Genomic DNA, 20849 nt, shown 5'->3' with positions numbered 1-20849 from the left:
CGACGGCGTGAGCGTCACAGCGGTGAATGGATCGAACCGGTACGACCCTGACCGCGCGCGGAGGCAGTATGAATACGTTGGGTGACCTGGCGTCCAGACGAAACAACCACTTCAACCTGATCAGAATGCTTGCCGCCACGGCGGTATTGATTTCCCACAGTTACCCTCTTGCACTTGGGCATGATGCGGTTGAGCCGCTCTCTGACTGGATCGGACTGTCCCTTGGTGACGTGGCGGTGATTACGTTCTTCTGCATCTCCGGCTTTTTTATTTCGCTTAGCCGCGATCGGGCGGACAGCACGATGGATTTTTTCACCGCCCGGTTTGTGCGCATCTTTCCTGGATTGATACTTGTGCTGCTGCTGAGCGTATTTCTGATCGGCCCCCTGCTTACGACACTGAGTGCGTCAGAATATTTCAGGTCAGGGGAAACATACGGCTATCTCGCCCACAACCTGACGCTGTTCAGCATGAAGTTTCAGCTGCCTGGTCTGTTCCAGAACAACCCTTGGCCCGGCATCAACGGCTCGCTGTGGACACTCTTTTATGAGGTGGCCCTCTACCTTCTGGTCGGCGCGCTTGGGACATTCTCCCTCTTCAGTGAAGGCCGGAAATTCGCCGGCTTTGTCATGTGCTATGCCGCCCTTTACGTCTCGTTCAAAGCCTTGATGCTGAACAGCGCTCTGGTCAGTGACTTCTACGGCACCGAATCTTTCTTCACGTGGAGCTTGCCGTTTGTGCTCGGCATGTCCTTCTACCGCTATCGTCAGCACATCGAGCATCGATTTATCGGCCTCCTGCCTTTTGTCGTATTAGCCGCCTGCACGTGGCGCACAGGATATTTCTTCGAGTGCTTTGTGCTGGCCTGGACGTATCTGATCTTCTACCTCGGGTATGCAGCCCAGCCCGCGATAGACCGTTACAACCAGCTGGGCGATTACTCGTACGGGGTTTATATCTATGCCTTCCCGATTCAGGAAATAATTGCCCACCTGTTCAAAGGTCTCGGCCCTGGCAGTCTGATGCTGCTCGCCTTCCCACTGGTGTTACTGGCGGCCATATTCTCTTGGCACTTCATCGAAAGGCCATCCATGGCCCGGCGCCGTGAGCTTGCCAAGCGCTTAAGCAGTCGCTTGGACCACATGAAAACTCGTTGGAACACGACCGGGAAAGGTAACGCATGATGACCTACGCCCAGAGGGCGGATCTAAACGCATTCAGCATGGATTCAACAGGGAGTTCGCGATGAAGAGATTTCAAGTGCTGGACGGATTCAGGGGCATCTGTGCACTCAGCGTTGCGGTCTATCACATCCACATGCCACTGAGCTTTGGCGAATGGGCGTTCTTCAGAAATGCTCATTACCTGGTGAGCTTCTTCTTCGTCCTGAGCGGCTTTGTCATGGTCCACACCTACGGCCAGCGACTGGCCACGACCGATCAGTTCAGGCAGTTCTTCATTACTCGCACCTTCCGGCTGTATCCACTGCACGTCTTCGTGCTCCTGTTTGCCATCGCATTGGAGGTCGTGAAGATGGGCGCCGAGCATGCCGGTATAACGTTCAATCAAGCCAGCTTCACCGGGCAGCGAGCGCCTCAGGAAATCATCCCCAATCTGCTGCTGTTGCAATCCTGGTGGCCGGGATTCAACCCTCAGTCGTTCAACTTTCCGGCGTGGAGCATCAGTGTCGAGTACTACATCTACATGATATTCGCGGGGATACTTCTGTGTACCCCGCGCTTCGCCATGGCGATATTTCTCATGACTTCATTGATCGCTAGTGTGTGCTTGTCGTTGGGACTTGACTATCTGATGGAGCCCGCACTGCAGGGGCTGTCTTGTTTCTTTGCAGGTGTGATGACTTACCAGCTCTATCAAGTTATCCACAACAAAACCATGGCGCGCTGGCTGCACACCGTCCTGGAACTTGTCGGCATCTGTTTGGCAGTGAGCTTGCTGGTGAGTGACATTGATCATAAGCAGATCATCCTGATGGTAGTGTTCTGCGTGCTTATGTTGATTTTCTCCTTTGAGGGAGGGGTGATCTCGACGTTGCTGAAGGCTAGCCCATTCGAGAAATTGGGCACGCTGTCGTACTCGATCTACATGACTCATGCGATGGTCCTCTTCGCCTTCACCCTCGCCATGCTTCTAATAGGGAAAGTCACCGGCTTCACGATCGTGACTTATGCTGCTGCCGCCCCAGGTCCATTGCTTTCCTTTCACAATGCAGCAGCTGACCACTCCGTGCTCATCGGTCTGTTAATCGTCATCGTGGGTATATCCGCTATCAGCCATCGGTTCATTGAACTGCGCGGTATCGAATGGGGCAAACGGTTGAGCAGGAGAGGGCGGAACCCAGCGCCGAGCAGTCCGATTAAAACAGTGAGCTGAATGCCTAAACGAAAACAGCCCCAATCGATTCACATCGTTGGGGCTGTTTTATTTACGGGTGAACCTTAGAAGTCCAGGTTCGACACTGCCAGTGCGTTGGCTTCGATGAAGTCACGGCGCGGTTCGACGGCGTCACCCATCAGTGTGTTGAAAATCTGATCAGCGCCGATGGCGTCTTCGATCGTCACCTTGAGCATGCGTCGCACGCTTGGGTCCATCGTGGTTTCCCACAACTGATCAGGGTTCATCTCACCGAGACCTTTATAGCGCTGAATGGTATGGCGCTTGGTGCTCTCTGCCATTAACCAGGCCAGTGCTTCCTTGAACTCGGTAACCGCTTTCTTGCGTTCACCACGTTGAACGTAAGCGCCTTCTTCCAGCAACGTGCTGATCTGAGCACCGAGTGCAGTGACTGTCTTGTAGTCATTGCTGCCGAAGAAATCGCGGTTGAACGTCACGTAGTTGGACAGGCCGTGGGAGATCAGCTCGACCTCTGGCAGCCATACGTTACGCTCGCGGTCTTCACGCAAGCTGGCCTTGTAGACCAACCCGGACTTCTCACCCACCCGCAGGCGCTCATCAAACTTCGCCAGCCACTCTTGCATGGCCGCATGATCCGACAACTGCTCCATTGGCACAGCCGGCAGATAAACGAAGTGCTCGGTCAGCTCTTGCGGGTACAAACGGGACAGACGCTTCAAGGTCTTCATGACCATGCGGAAGTCGTGAACCAGTTTCTCCAACGCTGCGCCGGAAATGCCAGGCGCCGATTCGTTCAGGTGCAGGCTCGCATCTTCAAGGGCCGACTGAGTCATGTACTCTTCCATGGCATCGTCGTCTTTGATGTACTGCTCTTGCTTGCCTTTCTTCACCTTGTACAACGGCGGTTGAGCAATGTAGATGTAACCGCGTTCAACCAGCTCCGGCAACTGACGGAAGAAGAAAGTCAGCAACAGGGTACGGATGTGCGAACCGTCGACGTCAGCATCGGTCATGATGATGATGTTGTGGTAGCGCAGCTTTTCGATGTTGTACTCGTCACGGCCAATACCGCAGCCCAGCGCCGTGATCAACGTGCCCACTTCCTGAGACGAGATCATCTTGTCGAAGCGCGCCTTCTCCACGTTCAGGATCTTGCCCTTGAGTGGCAGGATGGCCTGGGTCTTACGGTTACGTCCCTGCTTGGCGGAACCGCCAGCAGAGTCACCTTCCACGAGGTACAACTCGGAAAGGGCAGGGTCCTTTTCCTGGCAGTCGGCCAGTTTGCCGGGCAAGCCTGCGATATCCAGCGCGCCCTTGCGACGGGTCATTTCACGTGCTTTACGGGCAGCTTCACGGGCACGCGCTGCATCGATCATCTTGCCGACGACGGCTTTTGCTTCGTTCGGGTTCTCGAGCAAGAAGTCAGAGAAATACTTGCCCATCTCCTGCTCAACCGCAGTCTTCACTTCTGAAGACACCAGCTTGTCTTTCGTTTGGGAGCTGAACTTAGGGTCGGGGACTTTGACGGAAATGATCGCTGTCAGGCCTTCACGCGCATCGTCACCGGTGGTGGCGACCTTATGCTTCTTGGCCAGACCTTCCTGCTCAATGTAGTTGTTCAGGTTCCGAGTCAGCGCAGAGCGGAAGCCGACGAGGTGGGTACCACCGTCGCGCTGTGGAATGTTGTTGGTGAAGCACAACAGGTTCTCGTTGAAGCTGTCATTCCACTGCAGGGCAATTTCAACGCCTATGCCATCTTCACGCTGGATGTTGAAGTGGAAGACCTGATTCACAGGCGTCTTGTTGGTATTCAGGTACTCGACGAATGCGCGCAGACCGCCTTCATACTTGAACAGCTCTTCTTTGCCGCTGCGCTCGTCTTTAAGAACGATACCCACACCGGAGTTGAGGAACGACAGCTCACGAATGCGCTTGGCGAGAATGTCCCAGCTAAAGTGAATGTTCTTGAAGGTTTCAGAGGAGGGCTTGAAGTGAATCTCTGTCCCCGTGGTATCACTTTCACCAACGATTTGCATTGGCTCTTGTGGAACACCGTGGACGTACGTCTGTTCCCAGACTTTTCCACTGCGGCGAACAGTCAGGTTCAACACCTCAGACAGCGCGTTCACCACTGAAACGCCCACACCGTGCAGACCGCCGGATACTTTGTAGGAGTTATCGTCAAACTTACCGCCGGCGTGCAACACAGTCATGATGACTTCGGCTGCGGAAACGCCTTCTTCTTTGTGCACATCGACCGGAATGCCACGACCGTTATCGCGAACAGTGATCGATTCATCCGGGTGAATAATGATGCTGATGTCGTCACAGTGACCGGCCAATGCCTCATCGATCGAGTTGTCTACAACCTCAAACACCATATGGTGGAGGCCGCTGCCATCGTCTGTGTCGCCGATATACATACCAGGACGCTTGCGTACGGCATCGAGCCCTTTCAGCACTTTGATGCTGGTCGAGTCGTACGTTTGGTTTTCGCTCATGCCTTCACTCCCGGTGGTCGTGGGTCTGGGTGATATTGCCGTGTTCCACGTGGAACAAAGCAACTGGCGTTTCCGTCTGCCAGCCTTCCCTCAACAATTCATGATCTACGCAGGTGATAAATACCTGGCAGCGTAATTCTTCCAGCAGGCGACATAGCGCACCGCGGTGATTCTCATCGAGCTCCGATGGCAGATCGTCGACGAGGTAAATACATTGGCCACGACGGGCCGTGCTGACTAAATGTCCCTGCGCAATGCGAAGGGCGCAGACCACGAGTTTCTGCTGCCCACGGGAAAGGATATCCGCCGCGTTGTGTCCGCCTAGCCGCAAGCGTAGATCTGCACGTTGGGGTCCCGCTTGCGTGTGACCCATCTGCTGATCGCGGTAAAGCGAAGATGCCAGCACGTCACTCAGGTTTTTTTCCTTGTCCCATCCTCGATAGTAACTAAGCGTCAGCCCATCGATCTGAACAAGCTCACTCAGGGTTTGCTCGAACACAGGTTTCAACGCTTTGATATAAGCGCGCCGAAACTCATCAATTTCATCGCTAGCAAGACACAGCTCACGGTCCCAAGCGGCCTGCGAAGCGGCGTCAAGTGTACCATGCCGAAGCCACGAGTTCCGCTGCCTCAGGGCCTTCTGGAGCCGCTGCCAAGTCGACATGAAACGAGGTTCCACGTGGAACACTCCCCAATCCAGGAACTGACGACGAATTTTAGGAGCGCCTTCAAGGAGCCGAAAGCTGTCGGGGTTGATCAGTTGCAGCGGCAGAGTTTCGGCAAGTTGCGCGGCGCTTTTGGCGTTTTGGCCGTCGATACGAATCTGGAAATCTCCTTGGCGATCGCGGGAAATGCCAAGGCTGCTGTGGCCGCCTTCGGCGAGTTCTACCTGGCCAAAGACTGTACACGCAGGTTGCTCATATTGAATGACCGGCTGCAGCCGTACACTGCGGAATGAGCGCGCCAAGCCGAGAAGATAAATCGCTTCAAGGACACTGGTTTTCCCACTGCCGTTAGCGCCATACAGGATGTTGATGCGGGGAGAAGGAGAGAAGGTCACCGGGTGCAGATTGCGCACCCCGGTGACCGAGACGCGGCTAAGAGACATTGATCAACTGCTGTTACAGACGCATCGGCATAACGACATAGGCCGAGTCGTCATTACCGGATTCCTGCACCAAAGCACTGCTGTTGGAATCAGAGAGGATCAGACGGACTTGCTCCGTGGTCATGACACCTAGTACGTCGAGCAGATAGCTCACGTTGAATCCGATCTCCAGAGAGCTGCCATTGTAGTCGACGCTGATTTCTTCCTCGGCCTCTTCCTGCTCAGGGTTATTGGCTTGAATCTTCAACTGACCGTTGGCCAGTTGAAGGCGAATGCCCCGGTACTTCTCGTTCGAGAGAATCGCGGTACGGCTGAACGCTTCCCGCAGCGCCTGACGATCACCCACGACGAGCTTGTCGCCGCCCTTGGGAAGCACTCGCTCATAGTCCGGGAATTTACCGTCGACCAGCTTGGACGTGAACGTGAACTCACCCGTGGTTGCACGAATGTGATGTTGACCCAATACGATACTGACCAGGCCATCTTGCTCGGTCAGTAACCGGGCCAATTCCAGGATACCCTTACGCGGCACGATCACTTGATGACGGTCAGCCTGCTCGATCTCGGCGGCCATGGAACACATCGCAAGACGGTGCCCGTCGGTTGCAACCGCGCGCAGAATGCCCGACTGAACCTCAAGCAGCATACCGTTAAGGTAGTAGCGAACGTCCTGCTGGGCCATTGCAAAGCTGGTGCGCTCGATTAACCGGCGCAATTTGCTTTGAACGAGGCTGAATGTAAGCGAACCCGGGCCTTCTTCGACGGTAGGAAAGTCGTTGGCAGGCAGGGTCGAAAGCGTGAAACGGCTGCGGCCCGCTTTGACGATCAGCTTCTGCTCGTCGAGCTTGATGTCGATGAGCGCATCATTCGGAATACTTTTGCAGATGTCCATCAGCTTGCGCGCAGGAACCGTGATCTCGCCATGCTCTGCAGGCTCTTCCAACTGCACGCGGCCGACCAGCTCGACTTCGAGGTCAGTACCAGTCAAAGACAGCTGCTGGCCCTCCACGACCAGTAGCACGTTCGACAGAACCGGCAAGGTCTGACGGCGTTCAACGACGCCCGCGACCAGTTGCAGGGGTTTCAACAGGGCTTCGCGTTGAATGGTGAAATGCATGGTCTAGTCCCTTGCCTTGATAAGCTGCGTCGGCATCACGTTGTCAAAGTCCGCAGCAGGTTCTTGTAGTCCTCGCGGATGTCCGCATCGGATTCTTTAAGCTCATTGATCTTCCGGCACGCGTGCAAGACCGTTGTGTGGTCCCGGCCGCCAAACACATCGCCGATTTCAGGAAGGCTGTGATTGGTCAGCTCCTTTGACAATGCCATCGCCACTTGCCGCGGTCGCGCAACAGACCTGGAGCGGCGTTTGGAAAGCAGGTCGGAGATCTTTATCTTGTAGTACTCAGCAACAGTCCGCTGAATGTTATCCACACTCACCAGTTTGTCCTGCAGCGCGAGCAAATCTTTCAGCGATTCACGGATCAGCTCGATCGTGATGTCCCGACCCATGAAGTGTGAGTGAGCGATGACGCGCTTCAGCGCACCCTCAAGCTCACGCACATTGGAGCGGATTCGCTGCGCGATAAAAAATGCGGCGTCGTGAGGCAGATCGACTTTCGCCTGATCCGCCTTCTTCATCAAAATCGCCACGCGTGTTTCAAGTTCCGGTGGCTCGACTGCCACCGTCAGACCCCAGCCGAAGCGTGACTTGAGCCGCTCTTCAAGGCCTTCGATTTCCTTGGGGTAGCGGTCACTCGTGAGAATAACCTGCTGACCGCCTTCGAGAAGGGCGTTGAAGGTGTGGAAAAACTCTTCCTGAGAACGTTCCTTGCGCGCAAAAAATTGAATGTCATCAATCAATAGTGCGTCGACGGAGCGATAGAAGCGTTTGAACTCATTAATGGCATTGAGCTGTAGCGCCTTGACCATATCCGCCACGAATCGCTCGGAGTGCAGATACACGACTTTGGCGTTCGGATTCTTCTTGAGCAGGTGGTTACCCACAGCATGCATCAAGTGGGTTTTACCCAGACCCACACCTCCGTAAAGGAAGAGCGGGTTGTACCCATGCTTGGGATTGTCAGCTACCTGCCAGGCAGCAGCCCGCGCCAGTTGGTTCGATTTACCTTCGACAAAGTTCTCGAACGTGAAGGTCCTGTTCAGATAGCTGGTGTGCTTCAGCGCTCCCTCAACCTGAACATTACGCTGCTCGGCGCGCGCAGGAGCTTGCTGAGAACTGGCGCCAGCCATCGGATCGAAGCTCGCCCTGGAAGGCTCATCCTCGACATTCAATGAGGTCTGAATCATCGGAGCAGGCGTCGCCACGGACTGCGGCGCTCGTGCTACAGCCGGTGCTTCGCTGGTGGCTGCCAACTCGGCGGCCTGAGAAGCGGCAGCCGCTGCTGCAAGCGGAGCGTTCGGAGCGGCGCGTGGAGCAGAGCTGCGCTTGCTGCCTATTAATAAGGACAGCGCCGGCGCAATTCCCTGGCCATGCTCGCCCAGCAACTCGAGCAATCGACCCAGGTACTTCTCATTCACCCAGTCCAGCACAAACCGGTTGGGCGCATACACGCGCAATTCGTCGCCTTCGGCTTCAACTTGTAAAGGTCGGATCCAGGTGTTGAATTGCTGGGCAGGCAGCTCATCGCGCAAAAGCTCAACGCATTGCTGCCAAAGTTCCACTGACACAAATATCCCCTAGATTCTGAAGCCGGCGTGGCAAAAACAAGCGGCCATTGTAACCACCCGTAGCTGACTTATCCACACGAAGGTAGAGCGCCAGCGCACGAAAGCCTGCACAAAGCGCCTAAAAAGACGACAGCCGGTGGATAGTTAAGCTCTGTGGATAACCGAGGGTTAGCTCTCTGCATAACGATGGGTTGAAGTCTGTGGATAAATCAGCTGTGGATAAGTAACGCTTCTATGCACAGCTTGTCGCCAGCCGTCGCACAGCTGCGGCACTGCTAGTGGACAGACTTTCATTCCTCTGTACATCAAGCAGTACGTGGTCTGCAGCGGTTTATCCACAGAAATCCTCTCCCTAAGCTTTTATAAGCTTTACAAAGAAGCTTTAAATACCTTCCTTCTTTATTTCTATATCTACGTCCCAAGAATGTACCGACGGATAGATCGCTGTCGACGAAATGGACCCAGGAACTAAATGCAAGAAACATTGGTTGGAAATTGACCTGCGGGCCCGCTTTCTCTAGAATCCCCGGTCTCTTAAAACGGGGGCCATTCCGGCCCGTTGTGGACGAACCAGGTAACACGCCATGAAACGTACTTTCCAACCCAGCACTATCAAGCGCGCTCGCACCCACGGTTTCCGTGCTCGTATGGCCACCAAAAACGGTCGCGCAGTTCTGTCGCGTCGTCGCGCCAAAGGCCGTAAGCGTCTGGCAGTTTGATTAATCGGCACAGGTGGTGAGTCAGGACTTCAGTCGGGAAAAGCGTTTGCTGACACCCCGGCATTTCAAGGCAGTCTTTGACTCCCCCACCGGCAAGGTTCCGGGAAAAAATCTCCTGCTCCTTGTGCGCAACAACGACCTTGATCATCCCCGTCTAGGGCTGGTGATCGGAAAGAAGAGCGTGAAGCTCTCCGTCGAGCGCAACCGTTTGAAACGCCTGATGCGTGAGTCGTTTCGCCTTCACCAGGACAACCTGGTCGGATGGGATATCGTCGTCGTTGCACGCAAAGGCTTGGGTGATATTGAAAACCCCGAATTGATTCAGCATTTCGGCAAGCTCTGGAAACGTCTGGCGCGCAGCCGGCCCGATCCCGAACTTAAAACCGAAACTGCGGGGGTAGACAGTACTGATGCGTAAACTGGCGCTCGTTCCGATCCAGTTTTACCGCTATGCCATCAGTCCTCTGATGGCCAGTCACTGTCGTTTCTACCCCAGTTGCTCCTGCTACGCGTACGAGGCCATTGAAAATTATGGTCTGGTGCGCGGTGGCTGGCTGACCTTACGTCGCTTAGGTCGGTGTCATCCGTGGAATCCCGGTGGTTATGACCCGGTTCCACCTGCTCCCACCTCCCGTTCCTCTTCGATGGCCGAGTAATCATGGATATTAAACGCACGATCCTGATCGTCGCCCTGGCAATCGTGACCTATGTCGGTGTCCTGAAATGGAACCAGGACTACGGTCAGGCTGCCTTGCCGACTCAGAATGTTGCTGCCAACACCAATACATCCGCTATTCCTGATGCTCCGCAAGGTTCAGCGGCTGCCAATGCAGACGTTCCTAGCGCTACCGGCGAAGTGGCTGCGCCGGCGGAAATGCCGGTGGCTACCAGCAAAGATCTGATCCAGGTGAAGACAGACGTCCTTAATCTGGAAATCGATCCGGTCGGCGGCGACGTGGTGCAGCTTCGTTTGCCACTTTATCCACGCCGTCAGGATCATCCCGAGATTCCTTTCCAGCTGTTCGATAACGGCGGCGAACGGATCTTTCTCGCTCAGAGCGGTCTGACTGGCGCAAACGGCCCTGATGCCCGAGCCACTGGTCGCCCGGTCTACTCGGCTACGCAGAAAAGCTACCAGTTGACTGATGGTCAGAACGACTTGGTCGTCGACCTGAAATTCAGCGACGGCGGCGTCAACTACATCAAGCGCTTTACGTTCAAACGCGGTCTGTATGACCTGACCGTTTCTTACGTGATTGACAACCAGAGCGCCCAGCCTTGGAACGGTAACCTGTTCGCACAGCTGAAACGTGATTCGAGCGCTGACCCATCCTCGACGACTGCCACTGGCACGGCCACCTATCTGGGGGCTGCGATGTGGACTCCTTCGGAGCCTTACAAAAAGGTTTCCATGAAGGACATCGACAAAGGTTCGGTGAAGGACACCGTTCAGGGTGGTTGGGTTGCCTGGTTGCAGCATTACTTCGTGACCGCCTGGATTCCGAACAAAACTGATAGCAACACCGTCACCACCCGTAAGGACAGTGCCGGCAATTACATCATCGGTTTCACAGGCCCGGCACTGACAGTCGCACCGGGCGCAAAAGCCGAGACCACTACAACGCTTTACGCCGGGCCGAAGAGTCAGGCAGTCCTGAAGGAGTTGTCCCCAGGTCTGGAATTGACGGTGGATTACGGGATTCTGTGGTTTATTGCCCAGCCTATTTTCTGGCTTCTGCAACATATCCACAGCATCGTGGGCAACTGGGGCTGGTCGATCATCTTCCTGACCATGCTGATCAAAGGGCTTTTCTTCCCTCTGTCGGCGGCCAGTTACAAGTCGATGGCACGCATGCGTGCAGTCGCTCCGCGCCTTGCCGCGCTGAAAGAGCAACATGGCGACGATCGTCAGAAGCTGTCTCAGTCGATGATGGAGCTGTACAAGAAAGAGAAGATCAACCCGTTGGGTGGATGCTTGCCGATTCTGGTACAGATGCCGGTGTTCCTGTCGCTGTACTGGGTACTGCTTGAAAGCGTCGAGATGCGCCAGGCGCCTTGGCTGCTGTGGATAACCGACCTGTCGATCAAAGATCCGTTCTTTATCCTGCCGATCATCATGGGCGCTACCATGTTCATCCAGCAGCGTTTGAACCCGACACCTCCGGACCCGATGCAGGCCAAGGTCATGAAGCTGATGCCAATCATCTTCACGTTCTTCTTCCTGTGGTTCCCGGCTGGTCTGGTGCTGTACTGGGTTGTGAACAACACCTTGTCCATTACCCAACAGTGGTACATCACCCGCAGCATCGAAGCGAAAGCCAAGAAAGCTGAAGCCTGATCTACCCTGTTAACAAGTTATTCAAAACGCCCCCTAGTGGGGCGTTTTGCTATCCGTCGGTTGTCCAGGAGTCGGTCCATGAATGTTCTGTCAGAAACCATTGCGGCCATTGCAACGGCTCCAGGACGAGGAGGCGTGGGTATCGTCCGTATTTCCGGCCCGAAAGCTTGCAAATGCGCCGAGGTGATTCTTGGCAAATTGCCAAAGCCTCGTTACGCACATTACGGCGCTTTCAAGGGAGAAAGCGGCGAAGTGATTGACGAGGGTATTGGTCTTTATTTTTCAGGACCCCACTCGTTCACCGGGGAGGATGTGCTCGAGCTTCAGGGGCATGGTGGGCCTGTGGTTCTGGATATGTTGCTGCAGCGTTGTGTGCAGCTGGGGTGCCGCCTGGCACGGCCGGGTGAATTCAGCGAACGCGCATTTCTCAATGACAAGCTTGACCTGGCCCAAGCCGAGGCGATTGCGGACCTCATTGAGGCGAGTTCTGCGCAAGCTGCGCGTAACGCCTTGAGGTCGCTGCAGGGTGCATTTTCCCAGCGAGTGCATGAGCTCACTGAGAAACTCATCAGCCTGCGCATTTACGTTGAAGCGGCCATCGACTTTCCAGAGGAGGAAATCGACTTTCTCGCGGACGGTCACGTGCTGACCATGTTGGATAACGTACGCAATCAGTTATCCACAGTGTTGCATGAGGCCAATCAGGGAGCGTTACTCAGGGATGGCATGAATGTGGTTATCGCCGGCAGGCCAAATGCCGGTAAATCCAGTCTCCTGAATGCACTGGCGGGTAAAGAAGCGGCGATCGTAACTGAGATTGCCGGCACAACCCGGGATGTCCTCCGTGAACATATCCACATTGACGGGATGCCACTTCATGTTGTGGACACTGCCGGTCTGCGTGATACCGACGATCAGGTGGAAAAGATAGGCGTTCAACGCGCGCTTCAGGCGATAGGCCAGGCAGATCGCATTTTGTTGGTGGTCGATGCAACGGCGCCCGAGGCCTGCGATCCCTTTGCACTGTGGCCAGAGTTCCTCGATCAACGGCCTGACCCGGCCCATGTCACCCTGATTCGTAACAAGGTGGACTTGAGCGACGAACCAGTGGAACTGGTGACCAGCGTCGATGGCCACGTGACCATCAGCCTGAGTGCAAAGGCCGGTGGGGAAGGTGTGGAGCTTTTGCGCGAGCATCTGAAGGCGTGCATGGGGTATCAGCAAACAGCCGAGGGAAGCTTCAGTGCACGCCGGCGCCATCTTGAGGCGTTGCACACGGCAAGTGCTTCTCTCGAGCATGGACGCTCGCAGCTGACCTTAGCCGGCGCGGGTGAGCTACTTGCCGAGGACCTGCGCCAAGCCCAGCAGTCCCTTGGCGAAATTACCGGCGCCTTCAGCTCGGACGACTTATTGGGGCGGATTTTCTCCAGCTTTTGCATCGGCAAATAGCACCACGCCCTATCCCCAGGCAGGTCAATCTCTCCGGACCTGCCTCATATCGATTCACTCATCCCATTTTTCGTGACTTCCGATCAGCGCGCCGGCGGATAAGTGCACCTCGAATTTAACCGTTCAGCACCTGAATGCTCGGATAAGCCCTGTGCATAACCGCGACTGAGCTCGGTTGATAAACAGGCGTCTGACCTGAGGACAATCGTGCCTGTGGACAACTGGTCATTTAATCCACAGGCTTAGACCCGTTATCCAAGGGGCTCTTGGTCACATGGACACAGGGTTTTGATTCTCTGTACAGCACGTAGATAAAGGCCCTCATGACTTTATCCACAGAAAGGGTGCTCAGTAGAAATAAACATAAAAACAAAGATCTTATAAATTTCTTTCTTTTTAATTTCTATAACCGCTATTCATCCACAGCTGGTTAGATTTTGCGCAACGGGTTTCTTAAGGGGGGGTAAGTCCCTATACTTGCCGCCATTCCTATTCCCCCCAATCAACAGGCACGAGGTGCGTGGTGGATTTCCCTTCCCGTTTTCAAGTGATCGTCATCGGCGGCGGTCATGCCGGTACCGAGGCAGCACTGGCGTCCGCACGTATGGGTGCTACCACCCTGCTGCTTACGCACAACGTGGAAACCCTCGGCCAAATGAGTTGCAACCCGGCCATTGGTGGCATCGGGAAGAGTCATCTGGTCAAAGAGATCGATGCGCTTGGCGGAGCAATGGCAACGGCCACTGACAAAAGTGGTATCCAGTTCCGCGTGCTCAATAGCCGCAAAGGCCCAGCTGTCCGGGCAACGCGTGCCCAGGCTGACCGGGTGTTGTACAAGGCGGCGGTCAGGGAAATTATTGAAAACCAGCCCAACCTCTGGGTATTCCAGCAGGCATGCGACGACCTGATCGTTGAGCAAGACCAGGTGCGCGGCGTAGTGACTCAGATGGGCCTGCGATTTATGGCCGACTCCGTGGTTCTCACCACGGGTACCTTTCTGGGCGGACTTATCCACATTGGTCTACAGAACTATTCAGGCGGTCGCGCCGGTGATCCGCCATCCATTGCGCTTGCACGCAGGCTCCGTGAGCTCCCGCTGAGAGTGGGCCGTCTGAAAACGGGCACACCTCCGCGCATCGATGGCCGATCTGTGGATTTCTCGGTGATGACAGAACAGCCGGGCGATACGCCGATCCCCGTGATGTCGTTCATGGGCTCCCAGGCCCAGCACCCGAGCCAGGTCAGTTGCTGGATTACTCACACCAATGCCCAGACCCACGAAATCATTGCGGCCAATCTGGATCGGTCGCCGATGTATTCTGCTGCCGGGGAGATCGAAGGGGTCGGCCCGCGCTATTGCCCGTCGATTGAGGACAAGATCCATCGTTTTGCCGACAAGGAAAGCCATCAGGTGTTTATCGAACCGGAAGGTTTGACGACCCATGAGCTTTATCCAAACGGTATATCGACCTCGCTGCCGTTCGATGTACAGCTCCAGATCGTCCGGTCTATTCGCGGGATGGAAAACGCCCACATTGTTCGGCCTGGCTATGCCATCGAGTACGACTACTTCGACCCGCGCGACCTGAAGTACAGCCTGGAAACCAAGGTTATCGGTGGTTTGTTCTTTGCAGGCCAGATCAACGGCACGACCGGTTACGAAGAAGCCGGTGCGCAAGGTTTGCTCGCCGGTGCCAACGCGGCCCTCAGGGCTCAAGGCAAGGACAGCTGGTGTCCGCGTCGCGATGAAGCTTACATCGGCGTGCTGGTGGATGACCTGATTACGCTGGGCACACAAGAGCCGTACCGGATGTTCACCTCGCGCGCCGAATACCGGCTGATTTTGCGCGAAGACAACGCGGACTTGCGTCTGACTGAACAGGGTCGGGCGCTGGGGTTGGTCGACGACGCCCGCTGGGCGGCGTTCTGTGCCAAGCGTGAGGGCATCGAGCTGGAAGAACAACGCCTGAAGTCCACCTGGATTCGTCCGGGTACCGAGCAGGGCGATGCGGTCTCGGCGCACTTCGGCACGCCATTGACCCACGAATACAATCTGCTGAATCTGCTGAGCCGCCCCGAAGTGGATTACGCCAGCCTGGTTGCGCTGACCGGCCACGGCTCGCCTGACCCGCAGGTCGCTGAACAGGTCGAAATCAAGACCAAGTACGCCGGTTACATCGACCGTCAGCAAGATGAAATCACTCGTCTGCGTGCCAGCGAAAATACTCGACTCCCTGCTGACATCGACTACACCGGGATTTCCGGTCTGTCCAAAGAAATCCAGAGCAAGCTGGGGATAACTCGTCCGGAAACCCTAGGCCAAGCCTCGCGGATTCCCGGCGTTACCCCGGCGGCGATTTCTCTGTTGATGATTCATTTGAAAAAACGCGGCGCGGGCCGTCAGTTGGAGCAAAGCGCTTGAATTCGATGGTTTCCCCGCAGCACGCAGAAGAGCTGACGCTCGGCGCTCGAGAGCTCGGCGTCGATTTGAGCGAGAGCCAACATAGTCAGTTGCTGGCGTATCTGGCCTTGCTGATCAAGTGGAACAAGGCCTACAACCTGACCGCAGTTCGTGATCCGGATGAGATGGTCTCTCGCCATCTGCTGGACAGCTTGAGCGTGGTGCGTTTCATCGAAGGTGAGCGTCAGCTGGATGTCGGCAGTGGCGGCGGGATGCCGGGTATCCCGCTGGCCATCCTGTTTCCAGAGATGAAAGTCACCGTGCTGGACAGCAACGGCAAAAAGACTCGGTTTCTGACGCAGGTCAAACTCGAGCTGGCGCTGGCCAATCTTGAAGTTATCCACAGCCGTGCCGAAGCATTCCAGCCTGAGCTGCCGTTCAACGGGATTATCTCCCGCGCTTTCAGCAGCCTGGAAGACTTTACCCAGTGGACTCGGCACATGGGCGACGGTGAAACGCGCTGGTTGGCAATGAAGGGTCTGCATCCGGTGGATGAACTGGTAGCATTGCCCGCAGATTTTCATCTGGAAAGCGCGCAAGCCTTGGCCGTACCCGGTTGCCAAGGTCAACGGCATCTGCTGATACTGCGCCGCACGGCATGACAGGGAACACACGCAAGAATGGCTAAGGTATTCGCGATAGCGAACCAAAAAGGGGGGGTGGGTAAGACCACAACCTGCATCAACCTCGCGGCTTCGCTGGTGGCTACCAAGCGTCGGGTGCTGTTGATCGATCTCGATCCGCAAGGCAATGCCACCATGGGCAGCGGTGTGGATAAGCATGCGCTCGAGCATTCGGTCTACGATTTGCTGATTGGCGAATGCGACCTGAATCAGGCCATGCACTTTTCCGAACACGGGGGCTATCAGCTGCTGCCGGCAAACCGTGATTTGACGGCTGCCGAGGTGGTCCTGCTCGAAATGCAGATGAAGGAATCGCGTCTGCGTTCGGCACTGGCGCCCATCCGCGAGAATTACGATTACATCCTCATCGACTGCCCTCCATCGCTTTCGATGCTGACGCTGAATGCGCTGGTTGCGGCCGATGGCGTCATTATCCCCATGCAGTGCGAGTATTTCGCGCTCGAAGGTTTGAGCGACCTTGTGGATAACATCAAGCGCATCGGTGAGTTACTCAACCCTCAACTCAAGATCGAAGGCTTGCTGCGGACCATGTACGACCCGCGGCTCAGCCTGATCAACGATGTTTCGGCGCAGCTAAAAGAGCACTTTGGCGACCAGCTCTACGACACCGTTATCCCGCGCAATATTCGACTGGCTGAGGCGCCCAGCTTCGGCATGCCGGCGTTGGCGTACGACAAGACATCTCGCGGCGCGCTGGCTTACCTGGCGCTTGCGGGCGAGATGGTCCGTCGCCAACGTCGCGGCAGTCGTGCCGCGGCCCAGCCCACTTAAGGAAATTCCATGGCCGTCAAGAAACGTGGACTCGGACGTGGGCTGGACGCACTGCTGAGCAGCCCCACCGTCACCGCCCTGGAAGAACAGGCGGTGAAGGCCAGTGAGCGCGAGCTTCAGCACATTCCGCTGGACCTTATTCAACGAGGCAAATATCAGCCACGTCGTGATATGGATCCCCAGGCATTGGAAGAACTGGCGAACTCGATCAAGGCGCAAGGGGTGATGCAGCCGATCGTGGTCCGTCCGATTGCTGACAACCGCTTCGAAATCATCGCAGGAGAGCGCCGCTGGCGCGCGAGCCAGCAGGCAGGGATCGAAACCATCCCTGCCATGGTGCGCGACGTGCCTGATGAAGCGGCCATCGCGATGGCGCTGATCGAGAACATTCAGCGCGAGGACTTGAATCCGATCGAGGAAGCGATTGCACTGCAGCGTCTGCAGCAGGAATTTCAGCTGACCCAACAGCAAGTGGCCGAGGCGGTGGGTAAATCGCGAGTCAGCGTCGCGAATCTGCTGCGACTGATCGCATTGCCGGAAGCGATCAAGACAATGCTTTCCCATGGTGATCTGGAGATGGGCCACGCCCGTGCGCTGCTGGGTCTACCCGAAGATCAGCAGGTTGATGGGGCGCGACACGTTGTCGCACGCGGTCTGACTGTGCGTCAGACCGAGGCACTGGTTCGCCAGTGGCTCAGCGGGAAGCAGGACGCTGCGGAGCCAGTGAAGGCCGATCCTGACATCACACGTCTGGAGCAGCGCCTCGCCGAGCGGCTGGGCTCCGCGGTGCAAATCCGCCATGGACAGAAGGGCAAAGGTCAGTTGGTTATCCGTTATAACTCTCTGGATGAGCTGCAGGGTGTGCTCGCCCACATTCGCTGAAACAAATCATGCGTAGCGCGTAGTCGGAAATCACTACCTGGCAGTTGAATAGGGGCTGAACCGCCCCTATACTCTGCGCGCATTTTGTCGGCACAATTTATGCCAAGTTATTGATTTTGGCGGCCGGCTCACGAGGAGCCCATGTGATGGAGACACGCACGCCAAACCGCTTGCCATTCCATCGCCTGGCTGTTTTCCCGATCTTGCTGGCTCAGTTGATTGTCCTTCTCGGGGCTGCGCTGGCGCTTTGGCAGTGGCATGGTGTCGTGGCCGGGTATTCGGGGCTTTGCGGAGGCCTGATAGCCTGGCTGCCGAATTTGTATTTTGCTCATAAGGCATTCCGGTACTCCGGGGCCAGGGCAGCGCAGGCCATCGTTCGGTCGTTCTACGCCGGCGAGGCAGGCAAGCTGATTTTTACGGCAGTGCTTTTTGCACTGACGTTTGCAGGAGTAAAGCCGCTGGCTCCGCTGGCGGTTTTCGGCGTATTCATACTGACCCAACTGGTCAGTTGGTTTGCGCCCCTGCTACTGAAAACAAGACTTTCGAGACCTTAGGGCGTTTGAGGCAACCATGGCAGAGCAGACAGCTTCGGGCTATATCCAGCACCACTTGCAGAATTTGACCTTTGGTCATTTGCCTGACGGCAGTTGGGGCTTCGCGCATTCTGCGGCGGAAGCAAAAGAAATGGGCTTTTGGGCTTTCCACGTCGATACCCTCGGCTGGTCGGTCGCACTGGGTCTGATTTTCGTCCTTATCTTCCGTATGGCCGCAAAAAAGGCGACTTCCGGCCAGCCGGGCGCGTTGCAAAACTTCGTTGAAGTCCTCGTCGAGTTCGTCGATGGCAGCGTTCGAGACAGCTTCCATGGCCGTAGCGCCGTGATCGCTCCTCTGGCATTGACCATCTTTGCCTGGGTGTTCCTCATGAACGCCGTCGACTTGATTCCTGTCGACTGGATCCCGCAGTTGGCAATCATGGTCACCGGTGATCACCACATTCCTTTCCGCGCCGTCTCGACAACCGATCCGAACGCGACGCTGGGTATGGCACTCTCCGTATTCGCGCTGATCATTTTTTACAGCATCAAGATCAAGGGTATCGGCGGCTTCATCGGCGAATTGACCTTGCACCCGTTCGGCAGCAAGAACATTTTCGTTCAGGCTCTGTTGATTCCGGTGAACTTCCTGCTTGAATTCGTGACTCTGGTGGCCAAGCCGATCTCCCTGGCACTGCGACTGTTCGGCAACATGTACGCGGGTGAGCTGGTGTTCATTCTGATCGCGGTCATGTTCGGCAGCGGCCTGCTGTGGCTCAGCGGTCTGGGCGTGGTCCTGCAATGGGCGTGGGCTGTGTTCCACATCCTGATCATCACCCTGCAAGCGTTCATCTTCATGATGCTGACCATCGTGTACCTGTCGATGGCTCACGAAGATAACCATTGAGACCCGCCTGGCGAGTCTGATGATCCCCTTGCTTCGGTGAGGGGGTGCCCGCGAGGGCTTGATGTAAGAAACGATTTTGCTTTACCGCTTTAATCTAAGAAAACCTAACCAATACGACGTAAAAGTCGGGAGGAAAGATGGAAACTGTAGTTGGTCTAACTGCTATCGCTGTTGCACTGCTGATCGGCCTGGGCGCACTGGGTACTGCAATCGGTTTCGGCCTGCTGGGCGGTAAATTCCTGGAAGGCGCTGCGCGTCAACCGGAAATGGTTCCAATGCTGCAAGTTAAAATGTTCATCGTGGCTGGTCTGCTCGACGCCGTGACCATGATCGGTGTTGGTATCGCTCTGTTCTTCACTTTTGCGAACCCCTTCGTTGGTCAACTCGCTGGCTGATCACTCGAATTTTCGAGTTGATTGGTGTGATGGACAACGAACGAGCGAGGTGTTGGCGTGAACATTAATGCAACCCTGATTGGCCAGTCCGTTGCGTTCTTCATTTTTGTGCTGTTCTGCATGAAGTTCGTGTGGCCTCCGGTCATCGCGGCTTTGCACGAACGTCAGAAGAAGATTGCGGATGGACTGGACGCTGCTACACGAGCAGCTCGCGACCTGGAGCTGGCCCAAGATAAAGTGGGTCAGCAACTGCGCGAAGCTAAGGCTCAGGCAGCTGAGATCATTGAGCAAGCCAAGAAACGCGGTACCCAGATTGTCGACGAAGCCCGTGAACAGGCTCGCGTCGAAGCTGACCGCATCAAGGCTCAGGCTCAGGCCGAGATCGAACAGGAACTGAACGGCGTCAAAGACGCGCTGCGCGCCCAACTGGGTAGCCTGGCAGTCAACGGCGCAGAGAAGATCCTGGGTGCCACAATCGATCAAAACGCGCACGCGGAGCTGGTAAACAAACTGGCTGCTGAAATTTAAGCGAGGGCGATCATGGCAGAACTGACCACGTTGGCCCGACCTTACGCTAAGGCAGCCTTCGAGCATGCACAGGCGCACCAGCAACTGGCCAATTGGTCAGCCATGCTCGGCCTGGCTGCTGCAGTGTCGCAAGACGACACGATGCAGCGCATGCTCAAGGCCCCGCGACTGACGAGCGCAGACAAGGCCGCCACTTTTATTGAAGTGTGCGGCGACAAGTTCGATGCCAAGGCACAGAATTTCATTCACGTCGTTGCTGAAAACGACCGTCTCCAGCTTCTGCCGGAGATCTCCGAACTGTTCGAGCTTTACAAGGCCGAACAGGAAAAATCGGTAGATGTGGATGTAACCAGTGCCTTCGCATTGAACCAAGAACAGCAAGACAAACTCGCCAAGGTTCTCAGTGCACGGCTCGGCCGGGAAGTGCGCCTGCACGCTGCGGAGGATGCTGCCCTGATAGGTGGTGTCATCATCCGCGCCGGCGACCTGGTTATCGATGGCTCAGTTCGCGGCAAACTCGCGCAACTAGCCGAAGCATTGAAATCTTGA

General features: G+C 55.9%; 20 protein-coding genes. 16 read left to right on the top strand and 4 right to left on the bottom strand.

Annotated features, from left to right (window positions below; all coding sequences use genetic code 11):
* Nucleotides 1–68 precede the first annotated feature (68 nt).
* Nucleotides 69–1184 carry an acyltransferase family protein gene (locus SLW74_RS18730; RefSeq protein ID WP_410929747.1) on the top strand — a complete coding sequence of 372 codons (1116 nt, stop codon included), beginning with the start codon at nucleotides 69–71 and terminating at the stop codon, nucleotides 1182–1184.
* Nucleotides 1185–1245: 61 nt separating this feature from the next.
* Nucleotides 1246–2394 (top strand): acyltransferase family protein, encoded by a 1149-nt coding sequence (locus tag SLW74_RS18725; RefSeq protein WP_410929746.1) that lies wholly within the window; start codon nucleotides 1246–1248, stop codon nucleotides 2392–2394.
* A 65-nt stretch (nucleotides 2395–2459) separates the two neighbouring features.
* Here the strand turns inward: SLW74_RS18725 and gyrB are convergent, their stop codons facing one another.
* The 4 genes from gyrB to dnaA are packed head-to-tail and all read right to left on the bottom strand — an operon-like array spanning nucleotide 2460 to nucleotide 8673.
* Nucleotides 2460–4877, bottom strand: a complete 2418-nt coding sequence (gyrB, locus tag SLW74_RS18720; RefSeq protein ID WP_065988041.1) for a DNA topoisomerase (ATP-hydrolyzing) subunit B — start codon at nucleotides 4875–4877, stop codon at nucleotides 2460–2462.
* 4 nt (nucleotides 4878–4881) lie between these two features.
* The gene (gene recF / locus SLW74_RS18715) at nucleotides 4882–5985 is read right to left on the bottom strand and encodes a DNA replication/repair protein RecF (protein ID WP_065988043.1); all 1104 of its coding nucleotides are present in this window, start codon (nucleotides 5983–5985) and stop codon (nucleotides 4882–4884) included.
* A 13-nt stretch (nucleotides 5986–5998) separates the two neighbouring features.
* Nucleotides 5999–7102, bottom strand: coding sequence for a DNA polymerase III subunit beta (gene dnaN / locus SLW74_RS18710; RefSeq protein WP_410929745.1), 1104 nt, complete (start codon nucleotides 7100–7102; stop codon nucleotides 5999–6001).
* A gap of 35 nt (nucleotides 7103–7137) precedes the next feature.
* Complete coding sequence (gene dnaA, locus SLW74_RS18705) at nucleotides 7138–8673, bottom strand: chromosomal replication initiator protein DnaA (RefSeq protein ID WP_410929744.1); 1536 nt, start codon at nucleotides 8671–8673, stop codon at nucleotides 7138–7140.
* 584 nt (nucleotides 8674–9257) lie between these two features.
* Here dnaA and rpmH point away from each other — a divergent pair.
* The 14 genes from rpmH (at nucleotide 9258) to SLW74_RS18635 (ending at nucleotide 20849) form a co-directional block, all read left to right on the top strand.
* Nucleotides 9258–9392, top strand: a complete 135-nt coding sequence (gene rpmH, locus SLW74_RS18700; protein ID WP_002551315.1) for a 50S ribosomal protein L34 — start codon at nucleotides 9258–9260, stop codon at nucleotides 9390–9392.
* Nucleotides 9393–9408: 16 nt separating this feature from the next.
* Complete coding sequence (gene rnpA, locus SLW74_RS18695; protein ID WP_065988273.1) at nucleotides 9409–9810, top strand: ribonuclease P protein component; 402 nt, start codon at nucleotides 9409–9411, stop codon at nucleotides 9808–9810.
* The gene (yidD, locus tag SLW74_RS18690; protein ID WP_074886126.1) at nucleotides 9803–10048 is read left to right on the top strand and encodes a membrane protein insertion efficiency factor YidD; all 246 of its coding nucleotides are present in this window, start codon (nucleotides 9803–9805) and stop codon (nucleotides 10046–10048) included. The genes rnpA and yidD overlap by 8 nt, the downstream gene beginning before the upstream one ends.
* 2 nt (nucleotides 10049–10050) lie before the next feature.
* Entirely contained in the window at nucleotides 10051–11730 is a 1680-nt protein-coding gene (gene yidC / locus SLW74_RS18685) for a membrane protein insertase YidC (RefSeq protein ID WP_410929743.1), read from the top strand.
* A 78-nt stretch (nucleotides 11731–11808) separates the two neighbouring features.
* A complete protein-coding gene (mnmE, locus tag SLW74_RS18680) occupies nucleotides 11809–13179 on the top strand; it encodes a tRNA uridine-5-carboxymethylaminomethyl(34) synthesis GTPase MnmE (protein WP_410929742.1) in 1371 nt (456 codons plus the stop codon).
* A 523-nt stretch (nucleotides 13180–13702) separates the two neighbouring features.
* Entirely contained in the window at nucleotides 13703–15601 is a 1899-nt protein-coding gene (gene mnmG / locus SLW74_RS18675) for a tRNA uridine-5-carboxymethylaminomethyl(34) synthesis enzyme MnmG (protein WP_410929741.1), read from the top strand.
* Nucleotides 15602–15606: 5 nt separating this feature from the next.
* Nucleotides 15607–16242, top strand: coding sequence for a 16S rRNA (guanine(527)-N(7))-methyltransferase RsmG (rsmG, locus tag SLW74_RS18670; RefSeq protein WP_192130998.1), 636 nt, complete (start codon nucleotides 15607–15609; stop codon nucleotides 16240–16242).
* Between the two features lie 18 nt (nucleotides 16243–16260).
* Nucleotides 16261–17055, top strand: coding sequence for a ParA family protein (locus SLW74_RS18665; protein WP_065988051.1), 795 nt, complete (start codon nucleotides 16261–16263; stop codon nucleotides 17053–17055).
* 9 nt (nucleotides 17056–17064) lie between these two features.
* Nucleotides 17065–17937: a ParB/RepB/Spo0J family partition protein gene (locus SLW74_RS18660; protein ID WP_065988052.1), complete on the top strand. Its 873-nt coding sequence runs from the start codon at nucleotides 17065–17067 to the stop codon at nucleotides 17935–17937.
* Between the two features lie 146 nt (nucleotides 17938–18083).
* Nucleotides 18084–18491: a F0F1 ATP synthase subunit I gene (locus SLW74_RS18655; RefSeq protein WP_065988054.1), complete on the top strand. Its 408-nt coding sequence runs from the start codon at nucleotides 18084–18086 to the stop codon at nucleotides 18489–18491.
* A 16-nt stretch (nucleotides 18492–18507) separates the two neighbouring features.
* Complete coding sequence (gene atpB / locus SLW74_RS18650) at nucleotides 18508–19377, top strand: F0F1 ATP synthase subunit A (RefSeq protein WP_065988055.1); 870 nt, start codon at nucleotides 18508–18510, stop codon at nucleotides 19375–19377.
* Between the two features lie 137 nt (nucleotides 19378–19514).
* Nucleotides 19515–19772, top strand: coding sequence for a F0F1 ATP synthase subunit C (gene atpE, locus SLW74_RS18645; protein ID WP_002555987.1), 258 nt, complete (start codon nucleotides 19515–19517; stop codon nucleotides 19770–19772).
* A gap of 57 nt (nucleotides 19773–19829) precedes the next feature.
* On the top strand, nucleotides 19830–20300 hold the full coding sequence (locus SLW74_RS18640; RefSeq protein WP_065988056.1) for a F0F1 ATP synthase subunit B: 471 nt from the start codon (nucleotides 19830–19832) through the stop codon (nucleotides 20298–20300).
* Nucleotides 20301–20312: 12 nt separating this feature from the next.
* Nucleotides 20313–20849, top strand: a complete 537-nt coding sequence (locus SLW74_RS18635) for a F0F1 ATP synthase subunit delta (protein WP_037016920.1) — start codon at nucleotides 20313–20315, stop codon at nucleotides 20847–20849.

Source organism: Pseudomonas sp. W5-36, from assembly GCF_046540455.1.
Classification (GTDB): domain Bacteria; phylum Pseudomonadota; class Gammaproteobacteria; order Pseudomonadales; family Pseudomonadaceae; genus Aquipseudomonas; species Aquipseudomonas graminis_B.
The sequence above is the reverse complement of the archived record's forward strand: the minus strand, read 5'-3'. Positions and strand labels throughout refer to the sequence as shown.